This is a genomic window from Desulfovibrio sp. An276, assembly GCF_002159665.1.
Lineage (GTDB): Bacteria > Desulfobacterota > Desulfovibrionia > Desulfovibrionales > Desulfovibrionaceae > Desulfovibrio > Desulfovibrio faecigallinarum.
The window spans coordinates 66762-80838 of the sequence record NZ_NFJC01000010.1; the positions used below are offsets into that span (position 1 = coordinate 66762).

A 14077-nucleotide genomic window follows, 5' to 3' on the forward strand; every position below is an offset into this window, starting at 1 on the left:
AGTGCAAATGAATACGCTATTCCAACTCCCTGCGCATGATGTAGTCGGTCTGCCTGTCGCTGCCTATGACAAAGGAGTGTTCGCTTGTCTTGCGAAAGTTGTTCTTTTGGTAGAAGGCGAGGGCCCTTGTGTTCTTCTCCCACACGCCAAGCCAGAGGGAGCGCATACCCTTTTGCCTGGCAACTTCCACAGCCATGTCCATGAGGCAGTTGCCAAGTCCCTTGCCCTGGAAGCGCTTGTCCAGGTAGATACGCTCGATCTCCAGGGAGTCCGGGCTGTGTATGTCCGTCTGGGCTCCGCACTCGTTCAGTTTGAGGTAGCCGGCAAGCTCGGAGTCGACCAGGAGAAAATAGAAGGTTGAGCCGGACTCAAGGAGCTCTGCGCGCATCTTCTCCTCTGAGAAGGCGTCTTTCAGGTAGGCCTCCATGTCCTCTGGCTTGTTTTGCGCGGCAAAGGTCTCGAAAAAGGTCCTGCTCGAGAGGGCCCGCAGTTCGGCCAGATCCTCTATCGTGCATTTTCGAAAGCAGATATGCCCAGCGTTTTCTCTTGTCTCATCCACCACCATTTCCTCCAGCATTCCTGAGCTGCCCAAGGGGGTTGTGCCCCAAAGCCTTGCCCAAATATGCCCGGCAGGCATTGTCCTGGCAAGGGGCCCAACAGCCCAGGCTCAAAAAAAAAATGCCCGGATTAGGCCCGCACCCACCTGATAGAGTATTTTCACAAAGTGCAAAATGGTATACATGAGGACAAAAGTTTCTTCGTTTTGAAGGAACGCAAAAGTTCATCGAGAGGGTGCCCATGTCAAATCAACTCGACCATACTCTCAAACTGAATCTCGACTCTCTTCCCAGAAGCCTGCGCAACGCGCCTTCCCGTGAGCATTTGGACGACGCGATAAAGCTCAACCGCCTCACATGGCTTATTGCCCTGTACATGGCGGACGACAAAAGCGGCTCGGACCCAAAGGCATGCGAAGGACTGGCACTGGTCTGCGAACTCATCGAAGACAAGATCAGAATGGCTCTTGGCGAGCTGACTCTCCCCGAGGGGACGAAGGATGCAGACGCTCCCACTCTCCAGGAAGTGCTCGACGAGGCCTGTGCCGCGCTGAAGGCCAAGGGAAAGATCGCCCCTGACTCCCTTTTCACGCTGTCGGACAAGGAAGATCTGGCCGCCGAATAGCCGCAAGCTTTAACCTTCGGACTCGTTTGTACCCCAGGTCATAGCCCTTGCATTTTTCGCGCAAGGGCTATGACTCTGGGGCCTTTTCGGTTTGCTTCAGACAAAGCATAAGGGAGCATACGTCTTATACCTTGCGACTTCCCTGGGAGAGTTCCCGTATGAGGGCCTCGTTCTTCCTCCGTGCCCTGCCTGCTCCAATGCCTGCCACGGCTCCTATGGCCGAGCCTGCAGCTATGGAGGGCAGGACCCGGCCTGCAGTCGCGTCCATGCTGGCCTTTCCCTGCTGCATGACAGCCTCAGCGTGGAAGTCCCCGAGGCTTGCCATCAGCTGCCCTGCCCAGCGTATGATGCGGTCAGGGACCATGGTGACGAGCGTAAAGAGCTTCCAGGTCGCAATTCCAGTCACAAGGCCCACCAGAAGGACTGTGGTGATGCTTGCCGTAACACCCCAGCCGCTGGTGCCAAAGCCGCCCACATCGAAGGCCCCTCCCTGGGCGTCGAAGAAGGGGACAAGCAAGGCACCCATGAAGCTTCCGGAAACGGACATGACTGCCATGCAGATGAAAAAGGAGAGCACAAGAAGCAGCGGCCGCAAAAGAACGCTCAGGATGAGAGCGTAGCCGGCCCTGGCACTTGCGCCCGCAAAACCGTCCCCGTCGGGCATGCAGTGGGCGATGAGCCACAGGGGACTTGCGGCTATGGCCTCGAGACAGAGCACAAGCCACCCTATGATGGCGGAAAACCAGGCAATGAACGGTAGCATGGGGAGCATGTACGCATAAAACCAGGCAACGAGCCACAGGGGAGCCGCAATGGCGAGCGCAATCTTGCCCACAAGGTCCAGCGTGTCCTCTGCCGCCTTGGCAACCACGCCGGTCACAGGATTCTTGGCAAAGAGCGAGAAGCTGTGCCCGAAAAGCTTCAGGGACATGTAGGTGACAACCGCATTCTCGCACACGTTCATGAGGGTGCGGGCTGCCTTGACCACGTTGAACACAAGGTCGTGCCCCTGCAGGATACTCACCATGCCGCTGCCTATGGCCGCATCGTCCAGGGCAAACTCGGAAATGGCGTGAGAGGCACCGGAAAAGAAGCCGGCAAGTCCGGCAACCACCGAGGTGTTGGCAAAATCCGTAGCTCCTTCGTCCTTTTGTTCCTGCGAACGCACAAGGGGCGAGCCAGTGATGGGGTTGCTTGTCCCGCTCCCTTCGGTTGCGAACACAAGCGCTTGTGCCGCAAGCTCTCTCCCAAGCTGCAGGTGGCGCTCGAACTCCGGGTTCATGAATTCTGCAAGTGCCGCAAGGTTCACGGGCGTGGCCGTGGTCCTGTCCTGCATGACCTCCACGCTGTCCGCTGCCATCTTGGCGAGCACCCAATAGTAGGAGCCCGCAAGCCACCAGCCTCCCTTTGCAGCCCGCTCCCGAAAATCCGCGAGCATGGCACTCTGCTGCTCCTCCATGCGGGCGGATGCCTGTTTCAGAGCCTGACCTACGGCCTTTTGATAGGACCTGGCAAGGGCGCCCAGGTTTGCGGCCTTGTACCTGTCCGTGTCGCTTGCCGTGGCAAGGGCCCTTGCCACGGCACTTCCAACGTCCCGATAGAGCTGCCCATTGGGGGAAAGGACTTTCGCAAGCTCTTCCGAGGCCTCCCGCACGGGCGTTGCAACCGTGATCTTGCCGAAGTCCCCGAAGTCGAGTGCCGGGTTCAGGGTCATGCCGAAGCCGTCGTCGCCGCGCAGGTTCGGGCAGTTCATGAGGTAGGGGAGCTCGAAGCTGATGACATAGCGGTTGAGGGACCAGTCCGAGCTTTCCTTCCTGCCGTCCTGCGCCATGGCGCACTTTTCGGAGCTTGCGAAGTAGTTGCGAAGGACGTGGTGCTCGATAAGCACTGGTAGTACCTGGGAAGCAGATCCTGCCACAGCGGGTTCTGCGCGTGCGGCAATGGAGCCGGTCTTGCCTATGTGCTCGAGTCCTGCCTGCCACATGGTGTCTGCGAACTGCACAGAGAGGGAGACGCAGGCAAGGACTATGGCCTGCATGGCAGATAGCCCCGAGAAGACCGGTGTGATGGCGCCCATGGCAAACGAGTAGCGGATGGGAATCCAGGCATTGGAGTAGCGCACTCCGCCAATGCCGCGGCCGTCCTGGGCAGCGCCCAGGGTGGCGGAAAGGGTGGTCAGGATGAAGAGCCAGGCCACGACTATGGCGCAGCAGCAGTTCAGGACGTTGAAGAGGGTGAAGAGCAGATCGCCGAGTACGGCTCCCGTACCGTTTGCCGCAAGCGACGCCAGGTTGTGCCAGCCCTCGCCAAAGAGGGCAGAGAGGACCTGGACACTCAGGTCCGCAGGATCGAGGTTTCCGGGAAGGGAAAACGTGTCTGCCATGCGTTGCTCCGTTTTGTGCCTATGCATTGCGCAGTTGCCAATTGTATGTGCCCCCAGGGCTTTTCCTGCCATTGAGCATGGCAAAGACCTCGGAGAGGGATTGCAGAAAAGTCGTTTGTCTGGATTTTGGGGCTTGTCACAGTTTCCCAAGTGGTCTAAGTACTGTTCACATGAGCAACAGCAAGATTTCCACCCTCCATCCCATCGAACGCCAGGATGTCTTCCAGAAGGTGCTGGCAAGCCTGGACGAGCTTGTGACCGATCCTGTCTACAGGCCTGGCGATCGCCTGCCTCCCGAGCGCGAGCTCGCGGGGCGACTTGGCGTGAGCAGAACGCTGGTACGCCAGGCCCTGAAGCTGCTTGAGGCAGCGGGCAAGGTGGTGAGCCGCATGGGCAGTGGCACCTACGTGGCGGACATGACACGCAGGACCAACCCCTGCCTGCTCTCCTGCACAGTGCCGAACACTGTGGATATGGCCTACCTGGAAAAGCTCGTGGATCTGCGCTCGCTCGTGGAGGAGAAAATCTTCCTCGAGTTCTGCGCGCGCTGCACGGAAGGCCAGATTGACGAGCTTGTACGCCTCCTTGAAGAGAACATGCGTGAAGACCTTCCCGGCAGCGAGCTCATGGGTCTCGACATGAGCTTCGAGGAGAAGGTGGGCGAGTTTGTGGGAAACGATTTGCTCTACTGCGTGCAAAGCCAGTTGCACCAGACCTGGATCATGGCCTGGACGCGCTACGGCTATGTGCCCGAGAGCCAGGAGGTGCTGCACACGGAGCACCTGGGCCTGCTCCAGGCGCTCCATGCCCGCGACAAAAACGAGGTGTCGAGGCGCATTGTGCAGCACGTCAAGCGCGCACACGAGGAATGCGGGGACTACAGGGCTTGAGCTGCAAAGCTTGAGCTACGGGAGCTGACTGCAGGCCCAATCCCTCATTCCGGGGCAAAAGCCCCATGTCTTTCCTGCCTTCTATTCACGTTGGACAGGACTCTTGGCGCGCAGGGGAAGAACAAGGCCCTTAAGCCACGCAGTAAAGGGCACAAAGTGCCTTTTCATGCACACGCGCGCCCGCCAGGCAGAGGCCAGGCACATGACAAGGGAGGCTGCCACAAAGCTTGTGCAGGCAAGCCCTGCCAAAAAGCGCACCAGGGGCACGCGCGCGGGAAAGAGCAGGTTCGCGTAGCAGGCCACAAGGCCCACAAGACAGAGCAGGGCAAAGAAGATGGCCTCGCGCACCCTTGCCCGGACATAGTCGCGAAGTCCTTCCTCGCCAATTCCCCAGGCAGCAAGCAGCCTTGCAAAGCCGCCCTTTTGCACCTCGTCCTCAAGGCCAAGGTTGCTTGCAAGCCTCACCCTGGCCCGCGTCAGGGGACCAGCGGGATTTGCACAGCCTAAGCCCTTCGCAAAATCGAGCCCGCACGTAAGGCCAGTTGCCGCGGTTGCGCGCTCGCAAAAACTTCTGTTTCTTGCCAAAATCGTTCTCCTCTACCACGCGGGACGGCCGTCATCGTCTTCCCAGTAATGGGCTTTCTTTGGATTGTGCCGCTCAGCCTCAAGGCAGGCAAAGGTCTTCCTGCCCCTGAATCTGCCGTTTTGCACCTCGAAGTAGGCAAGGGGGCTGTTGCATTCAGGGCAGAAGAATTTCTCCTTCGGGATGGGGCGAGTTCTGATTGTGCCATCGAGGTTGAAGAAGATGGCTTCCCCGCTCTTGTGGTCCGTCTTTTCAAAGCAGGCGCAGTAGGGGCGGCCGTTCTTGCCTATGCCCTTGCGCAGCCCCTGATGGCACTCCGGGCAGATTTCCCGCACAAGCCCGAGTTTTTTGCCCTCTGCATTGCGCTCGAAAAATCTCCTGCCCCTGCAGCCAGTCTGTGCAAAATTCGTGCAGCCGTAGAAGAGGAATTCGTCGTTGCGCATCACAACATGCATGGGTGCTCCGCAGCGCGGGCAGACGATGGGATCGCCCGGACGATCGTCCGGGGAGCCTGTATCCCGGGCCGTTGTGGCCGTAGCGGATAGTGTGGTTGCAGCCGTTGTCGTCCTGGTGTCGGATATGTTTTTTCCGGGATCCGCAGGGAGAGTCTGTGCGGCTGCAGAACGTGCCGCGTTGTCCATGACATCTGACATGGGAGGTTGTCCTCTTTGCTGTTGCCTGTTTTCGTACGCTCCCGGCAAGAGCCCCACCATACACTATAAGGGGCTGGTCCAAACCGGGCCTTTATCTGCCATTTGCCCTATGTCTTCCCCGATCCCGAAAGGGGAGTGCCACCGGGCAGGAAGAGAAATAGATCCTTTGGCAGATTCTGTCAACATCTTTTGACATGCCGAAAAAATTTTATGCTTGACAGTTTTTGAAAAAGTGGCTAGATCCTGTGCCAGGAAAAATTCCGGCATGGCTCACCCTTGCTTCATCCATACTATATGTTGCCGCGGGCAGGGTGTCCGGAACAAGGGAGCCGGATTTTTCCCCGTGGTCTTCCGGGACACACAGCATGCGCCAGCATGGCCGCAAAAGCGGCTCTCCTGGCGTCTCACTCGCAGTCTCGTTCATATGCATGTACGCATTTGCCCGGAAGTTCTGGCCCAAAAAACTGCAACAGGCAACGTGAAACAGAGGAATATTCTTGCGTACCTCCACAAATACTCACCCCACAGAAAGGCACTGCTGCGGAAACATTTTCTGCGGCATGCTGATTTTTGTCTTTTTGCTTGTTCTTTCCCTGGTCGCCGTCCAGGGAAAAGCCAGGGCGGCGAGCTGCGCCGCAACAGGAACAGCCGAGACAAGCCCGGCAGACGTCTACGCCGCGCGCATGGCTGCCAAGGCTGCGGACGGTGCCTTCGATTTTTCCACCGGCTCCATGGAGGCTGCGAAGGAGTGTGCGGAACTTGTCAACCGCATCTCCTCCATACGTCTCGACAATGTGGCCGTACCAGGCATGGACGAGGTCCTTGATGCCGTGCGCGACTCTTTAGAGGAGGCAGCGCAGGAGACCATCGAGGAGGCCTGCCGCTATGTGGCTGCCAATACCACCAACTGGGCACGCTCGCAGATTGGCCTTGCACGCGCCTCGGCAAATGACACTGCCTCAAGCCTTGCCGGCGCGAGGGTGAATGTCGCAAACCCCGATCTTGCGGACGTCATAGCCACTCACAGAACAAGGTTGCGACAGGGACTGCCGACCTACTCGGACCTGCCCTCGCTGCGCGATCTGGAATAGACAACAAACAAATTCATGGAGATACAATACAATGGCCATACGCTACAACTTCGCCGGCCGAAGCCCCGGGCACGCTTCCGCGCGCGAGAAAAGAGAGGCCTTCGACATTTCCGGCACCCTGTGCGTGCGCGTAGACGACGTTCTGGCAAGCACGGACAGGGACGGAAGGCAGGAGATCACGGGCTTTTGGTGCACAAGCATGTGCTCTGGCGAGCCCATCTTCGTGCGCCTCACAAGCGAGGAAGAGGAGCTTGCGGAAAACAACCGCCCGATTCCCGCCTCGCGCAGGAGCGCCAAAACCCTTGTGGACATGTACCCGGAACTGGCAAACGCTTCGCAGATGCCAGAGGAAAGGCGCCCCGTACTTCGCTGCGACAGGGCTCGCCTTATCACCGACCAGGAGGGCAGGCCCACTGCCAGCATACGTTACGCCCAGGGCGAGGACACTGTCCTCTACACCCGCATGCGCACAAGCTGGATGGTCCCCTACGTCTCCTACGAAACGCGCCTTGGCAACAGGGTCTTTCCCCAGGAGCATATGGAGGCGCAAAGGCTCTCCACTGTAAACCTTGCTCTTTCCAGGGGGCGCACAGGCACGGACTACTACCGCATCTTCACCGCAAGCCTTGCAAAGGCTGCCAGGCTTGGCATGGGAAGCTTTGCCAGGGCCGCCTCGGATGCTGCCTGGGAAATCGTGCAGGCCTGGGCGCAGGAGCGATCCCAGGGCAATCAGGAGGCCAGGGTAGGAGCCCTTTCCTTCACCACCTGGCATCCCGAGGAGAGCTTTCGCCTTGACCTTGCGGACACTGGCGGCCAGGGCAGGCAGGCTCTGGCGGACTTTCTCTCGCACCCGGACTTTGCGCCGAGAGTCCTTGCGGGAAGCTTGGGCGCAAGCGGTGCCCCAAGTCCTGTCTCCCCGGAGTGCGTGCTGCGCTTCATGAACAGGGACAGCGAGGTGTGCGGGGTATACCGCGTCACTGCCTACGAGCTTTCGACCCTTCCGGCCCTTGGCAGGCGCAAGGACGGGGGCTATGGGGATACGCCCGAAGGCAGGGCAGACTTTATCCTCGAGGAGATGGTGCGCGGCCTTGACCCAGGCTTTGTGCGCGCAAACGGCGTCGAGTTCGTGGACATCCTGCCTGGCAGAAACTTTCGCGCAGACTCGCACCTTGTCTGCCCGAAATCGCAGCCTGCGCGCGGCGTGACCTCGCAGGCTGCACTCTGCCAGCTGAAGAACATGGTCTACCTTGCCCTCATTCACACCTTTAGCCCCCTTCCCGAAAGAAGACAGAACATAGGCTGCGCCCAGGCCTTCATGCCCAGGAGCGCAGGCGACTACGCCCTTGGCTGGTACAGTCTGCGCGATGGCGCATCCTACAAAAACGCCTGCCTGCTTGCACAGGATATGGGAAGCCTCAGGCCCTCTGCACCCTACGCGGACGAGATTGAGCGCGAACAGGAATGCCTTGCAAGCATATCCCTTGTGCCAAATCTGCGGCCAGGCGCAGGGGAAAGGGAAGCTGCAGGGGAAAGACAGGAGCAATGGCAGTCGGCCCGGCAGTCTGAAAACAGGGCAGCCCGACCCTCGTCAGGGACTGCCTGGCCTTCCCAAAACGCCGCAAGGACGGCCGCAATATCGGCCACAAGCCCCAGGGTGGAAGAGGTACGCTTCGATACGCAGGATACGGCTTCCGAAAGGGGGTATGCTGCGCCCTGCATGGCGGAAAACCAGCCTTCGGTCTTGCCCAGGCCCTAGGGCGGAAAAGGCTTTTTCGCAAGAACGCGCTTGAAAAAAGGCCCATCGACATGGTCTTGCAAGGGGGACAAGCTGGGCCTTTGCGAAATATTTTCTGCAATAATATCGTTGTATTGCGTGTTGTTTATAGCGAAAGCGCAAAATTTATTTTGTGCAACTCTTGACAGGAGCAACAAATGCTCGTACCAAGGAATTGCGAATTGACTAACTCTATCCCAGGACCGGCTCCCAAGGCTGGCCCAAGCCCTCCCGGAGGTTTTTCATGCACACCGATGACCTGGCCAACATCAATACCAACCTGGATCGCCTGCGGGACTTTTTGCGCAGTCGTATTGGGCGCGGGAAGACCTTCAACACTGCCAGGGAAATGGCCGAGACCCTGAATCTCGGACCAACCCGGGCAACCATACTCTACAAGTTTCTGAAGGGCGCCGACCCCAGGGCAGGCGTTGTTCTCGACTGGCTGGAAAAGCTCGGCATCACAGTCATCTATCCCGAAGGCGAGTGCGATGGCGTGGAATACCTGCCTGTCATGAACTGCCGCGCAGGTGCTGGCGTGTACCTTCCCTCCTCTCCGGAAGACGGGGAATTCGACAAGGTACGTGCCTTTGACCGCAGCTACTTCAGGCGCATGCATATCAATCCCGCAGACTGCTGCTTCCTTGATGTCATGGGGGATTCCATGGAACCCCTGTTCAGCAACGGCAGCACCATCATGGTAGACATGTCCCAGGACGCCAAGCTCTACCTGGTGGACGGCAAGATCTATGTCGTGCGCTACATGGACGGCATTCTCGTCAAGCGCATTGCACTGACAACCGAATCCATTACCCTGTGTTCGGAAAATCCCCTGCACGCGCCCATTACCATTGAAGATCCCTCGCAGTTCGAGGTGATAGGCCGCGTTCGCTGGTATTCCGTCAACGCCTAATTCAACACCTAGCCAATACCCCCTTGAGTGCAATCAAAAATACAATTGCACCCAAGACCTGCAACCCCTAACCTCATAAACCCGTAAACCCAACAGATTTTTTCCTTCTTCGCGAGTACCCGCAAGGCCCCAGGGGCGGATGAGACAAAAGCCCGCCCGGGGCTTGCAGGGAAAGCAGGCACGAACCGGGCGTCGGATCGGCTGATGTCCTGTCATGTGTCACACCCATGAAGGCAGGCCTCAACTTTGCCAGGGTCTTCTTCTGCACCCTTTTTGGGAGGGCGCGCAACAGGCAACGCAGTTTGTTTTTCCAAGGCATATGTTCAAGTCCGATTTTGCAGGCAAAATCTTCCCTGCTCGAGCTTTCGAGCCCGAGCAGGGCCTGGTTCTACCCGTCTTGCCCTGCATTCAAAATACTGGCAGTTCATTTATTTTAAAACCGTACATCGCTTGCGCACGCAAGAGGAGTTTTCGATGGGAAAGCTCTGGACAGACATCAACATTCTAGTCAGCCAATCCCGCGGCTTTTGCCCGTTCTTTGCCACAAGCGACCGCTATCCCTGCGGCATCCCGGTAGTAACCAGGATACGTCCGGGCTGTGTGGAAGTTTTGACCGATTGGGACGGGGAAGGCTTTTGGCAGCCGTATACCTGCGACATCAGGGACGAGGAGGACGGCAGCTGCAGGCTCTACGTTGTCCTGCCAGCCTCCATCACAAAGTCCGGCCTTCGCTGGGTCTATGGGGACAGTCCCTGCGGTGCCTGCGTGCACAAGCTCGCTGGCCTTGCGGATCTGCTCTTCGACGAGGACAACAGCAGGGATCTCTCCGATGAGCTTTTCGAGGAGGCCATTCCCCTCCTCGGGGAACTTTCGTGCCTTCTGCGCTCCCTTGTTCCCGGCTCCGAGGACTGCCGCGAGGTGGCAACGCTTGAAGCAAACGTCTCGGACGCCATGATCCGCTCGGCCCTCACCATCAGCAACCACGACGCCGAGCGCGCAGCCAGGGGGATCATGGAAAACCTTGAGCGGGACGGCTGGATCTGCGCCTTCGAGCGGCAGGCCCTCGTACGGCGCATTCGAGGGAGTATTGGAGGCCAGTGCCTGCAAAACAGGCAGTGCCAGACGCTGTGGCAGTAGCACAAAAGGGTTCAAGGCCCAATACAAATATCACGAAACATGCATACCCTGGATCCAGTGGCACACGCGTGCCACTGGGCCCGGAAGAGAGACAAGGGAGAAGACAATGGCATACACAACACGAAACGGACAGCAGGGCCAGGGAACACAAGCAAGGCAGGGAGCCAGGACAGGCGCAGACCCCAATGACATCTGGGGCGAGAGAACGCCCTACAGCGATCCCATACTGGTCGTTTCCCGCAAGGTTCCCGACCTGCGCTATCTCGGCCGCGCCTACAACCGGGACTTTCACCTGGTCTTCGAGCATCTGGCAAGGGCAACCATGAGCGAGAACACCCAGCTCTACCGCAACCTCTGCCTGCGCATCCTGCCCGGCTGGGAGGTCTGGCGCGAGGGCATGCGCTTTGCCCAGGGGAACTTTCTAAAGGAGACGATGACCCTTGCAGGTGCGCGCTCCTTCCTCTCGGCTCTTGCAGACTGCCCGCTCACACCCGAGGCCAGGGAAAGAGTCGAAGAGGTCAGCGCTGCCTTTGTGGACAGCACGCCAGAGGGAACGCTCTTCATCATCCCTGAAGGTTCGCCCTACGATCCGAACGAGCGCCACATTCCTTCGCTGCCCCTGCGGGCCATCTGCCGCGACAGGCTCATGTACCCCCTGCTTGTGCACGACACCGAACGCTGGCTCCCGCTTGCCTACCTCTGCCGCTGGTACCGCCTGCCCTATGGAGGAATCCGCCACTTCATGGCCCAGGGTGCATCAAGAAGGTACGACACACGCGAATGGATCGTTCCCGGAGTAAACAGGGTGCCGCAGTTCTACGTACCGGAGGAAGCTGCCCCGGACTTTTTGCTTGAGCTTGCAGGCTACTGGCGCTCCATGAACGCCAGATGCTGGCAGCGCACGGTGTACCTTGGCAACGCCCTTGCCAACGGGGCCCATGTGGGCGGCAGTGCTGCCTGGACCTCTGCCCCAAATCGCAACCAGGCCCAAAACCAGGGCCAAAAGCAGACAGGCTCTCTTCCCCTGCAACCCGATGGACAGGCCCGCGCAAGGCAGGACGCAGGGTTCGCGCAGGGCAACGCGGGCTATCGTCAGGCAGGTGTCCAGAACAGGGGACAGTGGCAGGGTGCGCAGAGACCTCAAGGCCAGACCAGAGGGCAGGCCGGAGCATACGCTGGAGGGCAGGCAAGTGGACAGTCTGGAAGATACGCAAGGCAGACTGGCGCGTACAACGCGGGGCATGCCGGATACACTGCGCGTGGTCCGCAGGGAACAGTCCAGCGAGCAACACAGGGACCTGCGCAAAGACCAGCCCAGGATACCTGCAACGAGCCTGACATTTTGCAGAGGCAGCTTGAGAGCCTTGTTGCCAGCATGAAGTATCTGGAGAAGAGCGTTCAGGAAATCACTGCCCGCTTAAGCCGCATTGAAGGCGAGAAGAAGCCCCTGGCGGTAGAGGCGAGCACAAGGCCCGGCAGAGTACTGCCTGCCCTTGAGCCCGGCACAACGCCCATCCCGCTCAACTAAACCTTCAACCTGGCCTGCCAGAAGGAGGGAAGGTCCAGGGGTTCCCCCATACCTTTTGGGGGAGCCCCGTTCGAAAACAAGCAACCCAATGACAAGCAACAATGACAAGCTACAGGGACGAGCAATGACTACCAAGGTGATCGCAAGAGACGGCAAGATTGGCGAGGGCATCAAGTTCGAGCGTATCCGCAGGATTACAGGCTATCTTGTCGGCTCTCTGGACAGGTTCAACAACGCCAAGGCAGCGGAGGTACGGGAACGCGTCAAGCACGGGGGCACAGGCAAAGCCTGACTTGTTCTCCCTCTTTTGGGAAGAGCTCCTGATGAAGAGGGAGCCTCACTTGCTCCCCGGGTTGCCGCTCAGGACCCTATAGCCGGAACACTGTGGTACGAGACCGCGCAGTCAGGTACAAAACCCATTTTTGCCAGCTCTGCCAGCAACGCTTCGTGTGTGCCTTTGCTCTTGCCAGATCGCAGGGCTCGGGCAAAGGTCTTCCCTCTTTCCCGTAGACATCAACAAGCAGGCGCAAGCAGTCGGTAGCCATATCGACTGCTTCTTCGAGACAATCGCCCTGAGAACTGAACTCTGGAAAATCCGGGCTGAACAGGGAAAAGCCCCCGTCGTCCGAGACAAAGGCAATCAGACAGTGTTTCATATACCTCCAAAGGGAACCGAAGCCCCTCATTCTTCAGGAAAAAAGACCTCCCTGCAGGGTGTGTGGCTTGCAAATCCGTGGAAACTCAAGGCGCTTGCGTAGGCGCCGGCCCCAGGAAAGACAAGCAGGTTGCCGATGGCGACATTCTCAAGATACACGTCGCGCGCTGCCACGTCGTTTGCCGTGCACAATGTGCCGCAGATGGTGACAGTGCGGCCAGTTGCTGGTTTTCCGAAAACCATGGGCCTGCAGATTCCGGGACCGCTCCACAGGGGCTCCGCTGGTCCCCGAAAGCCCTCAAGGGGCAGGGAGTCCATGAAGGCCGCAAAACTTGCCCGAAAATAGTGGTTCAGAAGCCCCGGGGCATACACAAAGGTCTTCCCCCTGGACTCCTTGATGTCCAAGATGGGGGTTACGAAAAAGCCCGCCTCACCCACAAGATAGCGCCCGCTCTCAAGGTAGAGGCGAACATTCCCGGACAGACTGTTCACGAGTCCGGAAAGGCCAGCGCTCAAATCCGCAAGGTCCAGCTCGCTCTCTTCCTCTCCCTGGGGGATGCCAAGGCCACCGCCAAGGTTCACAAAGGAAAGCTCTATCCCAGCGTTTTGCAAATAGCGCGCAATCCCTGCCACGCGAGCAAAGGCGGCGGTGAGGGCACGAGCCGAGAGCACCTGGCTGCGCACATGGGCGTGTATGCCGCACACCTGCGCATGGGTCAGGCTGCGCAAAAAATCGATGTGACAAGCAAGGCTTTCTTCCGGCACCCCAAACTTGTCCGGAGCACCTTCCAAAACCTCCGGAAAAGGCCCAGGACCAAAGCTTAAACTGGGGCTCACCCTGAGACCAACGCACACCTTTTTTCCAAAGCGCCTGCATAAAGCATCGAGGCGCTCGAGCTCCCCGTAGGAGTCCGCGACGATGGTGCACACATCAAGTGTGGCAGCAAGGTCTTCCTCGCTCTTGCCTGGCGCAGAGTAGAGAATCTTCTCTTGTGCCAGTCCCAGCTTGTGGGCAAGCAGGACTTCACCTTGCGAGGCTGCGTCCATGCCAAGACCAAGGCCTGCCAGACGGGTCAGGATGACTGGATGGGGATTGCACTTGATCGAATAGAGCAGGGTGATGCCGCCAAGGGCCTTGCGCAGGGCAAGGGCCCGCTCTTCAAGAAAACGAAGATCGTAGAGTTGACATCCTCCCCCGCCTAAAGGCGGAGGATTCCCAGCGGAAACAAGCTAGCTTGATCCCTGGGCGGGTTCCGCTTCAACGAGGCAAGGAGCCTCTCCACAGGCT

13 protein-coding genes and 1 pseudogene are annotated in these 14077 nt (G+C 58.8%); 8 read left to right on the top strand and 6 right to left on the bottom strand.

From position 1 onward, the window contains the following. Positions 1 to 16 precede the first annotated feature (16 nt). Positions 17 to 577, bottom strand: coding sequence for a GNAT family N-acetyltransferase (locus B5F76_RS06110; protein WP_204218340.1), 561 nt, complete (start codon positions 575 to 577; stop codon positions 17 to 19). A 221-nt stretch (positions 578 to 798) separates the two neighbouring features. Between B5F76_RS06110 and B5F76_RS06115 the strand changes: the two genes are divergently transcribed. Further along, on the top strand, positions 799 to 1182 hold the full coding sequence (locus tag B5F76_RS06115) for a hypothetical protein (protein ID WP_087352361.1): 384 nt from the start codon (positions 799 to 801) through the stop codon (positions 1180 to 1182). A 124-nt stretch (positions 1183 to 1306) separates the two neighbouring features. Here the strand turns inward: B5F76_RS06115 and B5F76_RS06120 are convergent, their stop codons facing one another. Continuing rightward, positions 1307 to 3565, bottom strand: coding sequence for a DotA/TraY family protein (locus B5F76_RS06120; protein WP_162608719.1), 2259 nt, complete (start codon positions 3563 to 3565; stop codon positions 1307 to 1309). Positions 3566 to 3735: 170 nt separating this feature from the next. Here B5F76_RS06120 and B5F76_RS15465 point away from each other — a divergent pair, with 170 nt between their 5' ends. Next, entirely contained in the window at positions 3736 to 4455 is a 720-nt protein-coding gene (locus B5F76_RS15465; RefSeq protein ID WP_162608720.1) for a FadR/GntR family transcriptional regulator, read from the top strand. A gap of 81 nt (positions 4456 to 4536) precedes the next feature. Here B5F76_RS15465 and B5F76_RS06130 read toward each other — a convergent pair whose 3' ends face one another. Together B5F76_RS06130 and B5F76_RS06135 are read right to left on the bottom strand one after the other, a co-directional pair. Continuing rightward, complete coding sequence (locus B5F76_RS06130; RefSeq protein WP_087352367.1) at positions 4537 to 5040, bottom strand: hypothetical protein; 504 nt, start codon at positions 5038 to 5040, stop codon at positions 4537 to 4539. A gap of 12 nt (positions 5041 to 5052) precedes the next feature. Next, entirely contained in the window at positions 5053 to 5691 is a 639-nt protein-coding gene (locus B5F76_RS06135) for a topoisomerase DNA-binding C4 zinc finger domain-containing protein (RefSeq protein WP_087352369.1), read from the bottom strand. Between the two features lie 560 nt (positions 5692 to 6251). Between B5F76_RS06135 and B5F76_RS06140 the strand changes: the two genes are divergently transcribed. The 6 genes from B5F76_RS06140 to nrdD all read left to right on the top strand — a co-directional run bounded on the left by B5F76_RS06140 (position 6252) and on the right by nrdD (position 12426). Further along, positions 6252 to 6782 carry a hypothetical protein gene (locus B5F76_RS06140; RefSeq protein WP_144268403.1) on the top strand — a complete coding sequence of 177 codons (531 nt, stop codon included), beginning with the start codon at positions 6252 to 6254 and terminating at the stop codon, positions 6780 to 6782. Positions 6783 to 6813: 31 nt separating this feature from the next. Then, positions 6814 to 8538: a hypothetical protein gene (locus B5F76_RS06145; protein ID WP_087352373.1), complete on the top strand. Its 1725-nt coding sequence runs from the start codon at positions 6814 to 6816 to the stop codon at positions 8536 to 8538. 262 nt (positions 8539 to 8800) lie between these two features. Continuing rightward, a complete protein-coding gene (locus tag B5F76_RS06150) occupies positions 8801 to 9469 on the top strand; it encodes a S24 family peptidase (RefSeq protein ID WP_087352375.1) in 669 nt (222 codons plus the stop codon). 474 nt (positions 9470 to 9943) lie between these two features. Then, entirely contained in the window at positions 9944 to 10606 is a 663-nt protein-coding gene (locus tag B5F76_RS06155) for a hypothetical protein (protein ID WP_087352377.1), read from the top strand. Positions 10607 to 10712: 106 nt separating this feature from the next. Beyond that, the gene (locus B5F76_RS06160) at positions 10713 to 12134 is read left to right on the top strand and encodes a hypothetical protein (RefSeq protein WP_087352379.1); all 1422 of its coding nucleotides are present in this window, start codon (positions 10713 to 10715) and stop codon (positions 12132 to 12134) included. Positions 12135 to 12258: 124 nt separating this feature from the next. Then, entirely contained in the window at positions 12259 to 12426 is a 168-nt protein-coding gene (nrdD, locus tag B5F76_RS06165; protein ID WP_087352381.1) for an anaerobic ribonucleoside-triphosphate reductase, read from the top strand. A 76-nt stretch (positions 12427 to 12502) separates the two neighbouring features. Here the strand turns inward: nrdD and B5F76_RS06170 are convergent, their stop codons facing one another. Both B5F76_RS06170 and B5F76_RS06175 read right to left on the bottom strand, forming a co-directional pair. Continuing rightward, positions 12503 to 12790 carry a type II toxin-antitoxin system HicB family antitoxin gene (locus tag B5F76_RS06170; RefSeq protein ID WP_144268404.1) on the bottom strand — a complete coding sequence of 96 codons (288 nt, stop codon included), beginning with the start codon at positions 12788 to 12790 and terminating at the stop codon, positions 12503 to 12505. A gap of 26 nt (positions 12791 to 12816) precedes the next feature. Further along, a pseudogene (locus B5F76_RS06175) lies at positions 12817 to 13941 on the bottom strand (diaminopimelate decarboxylase family protein); the annotation flags it as partial. Positions 13942 to 14077: the final 136 nt, after the last annotated feature.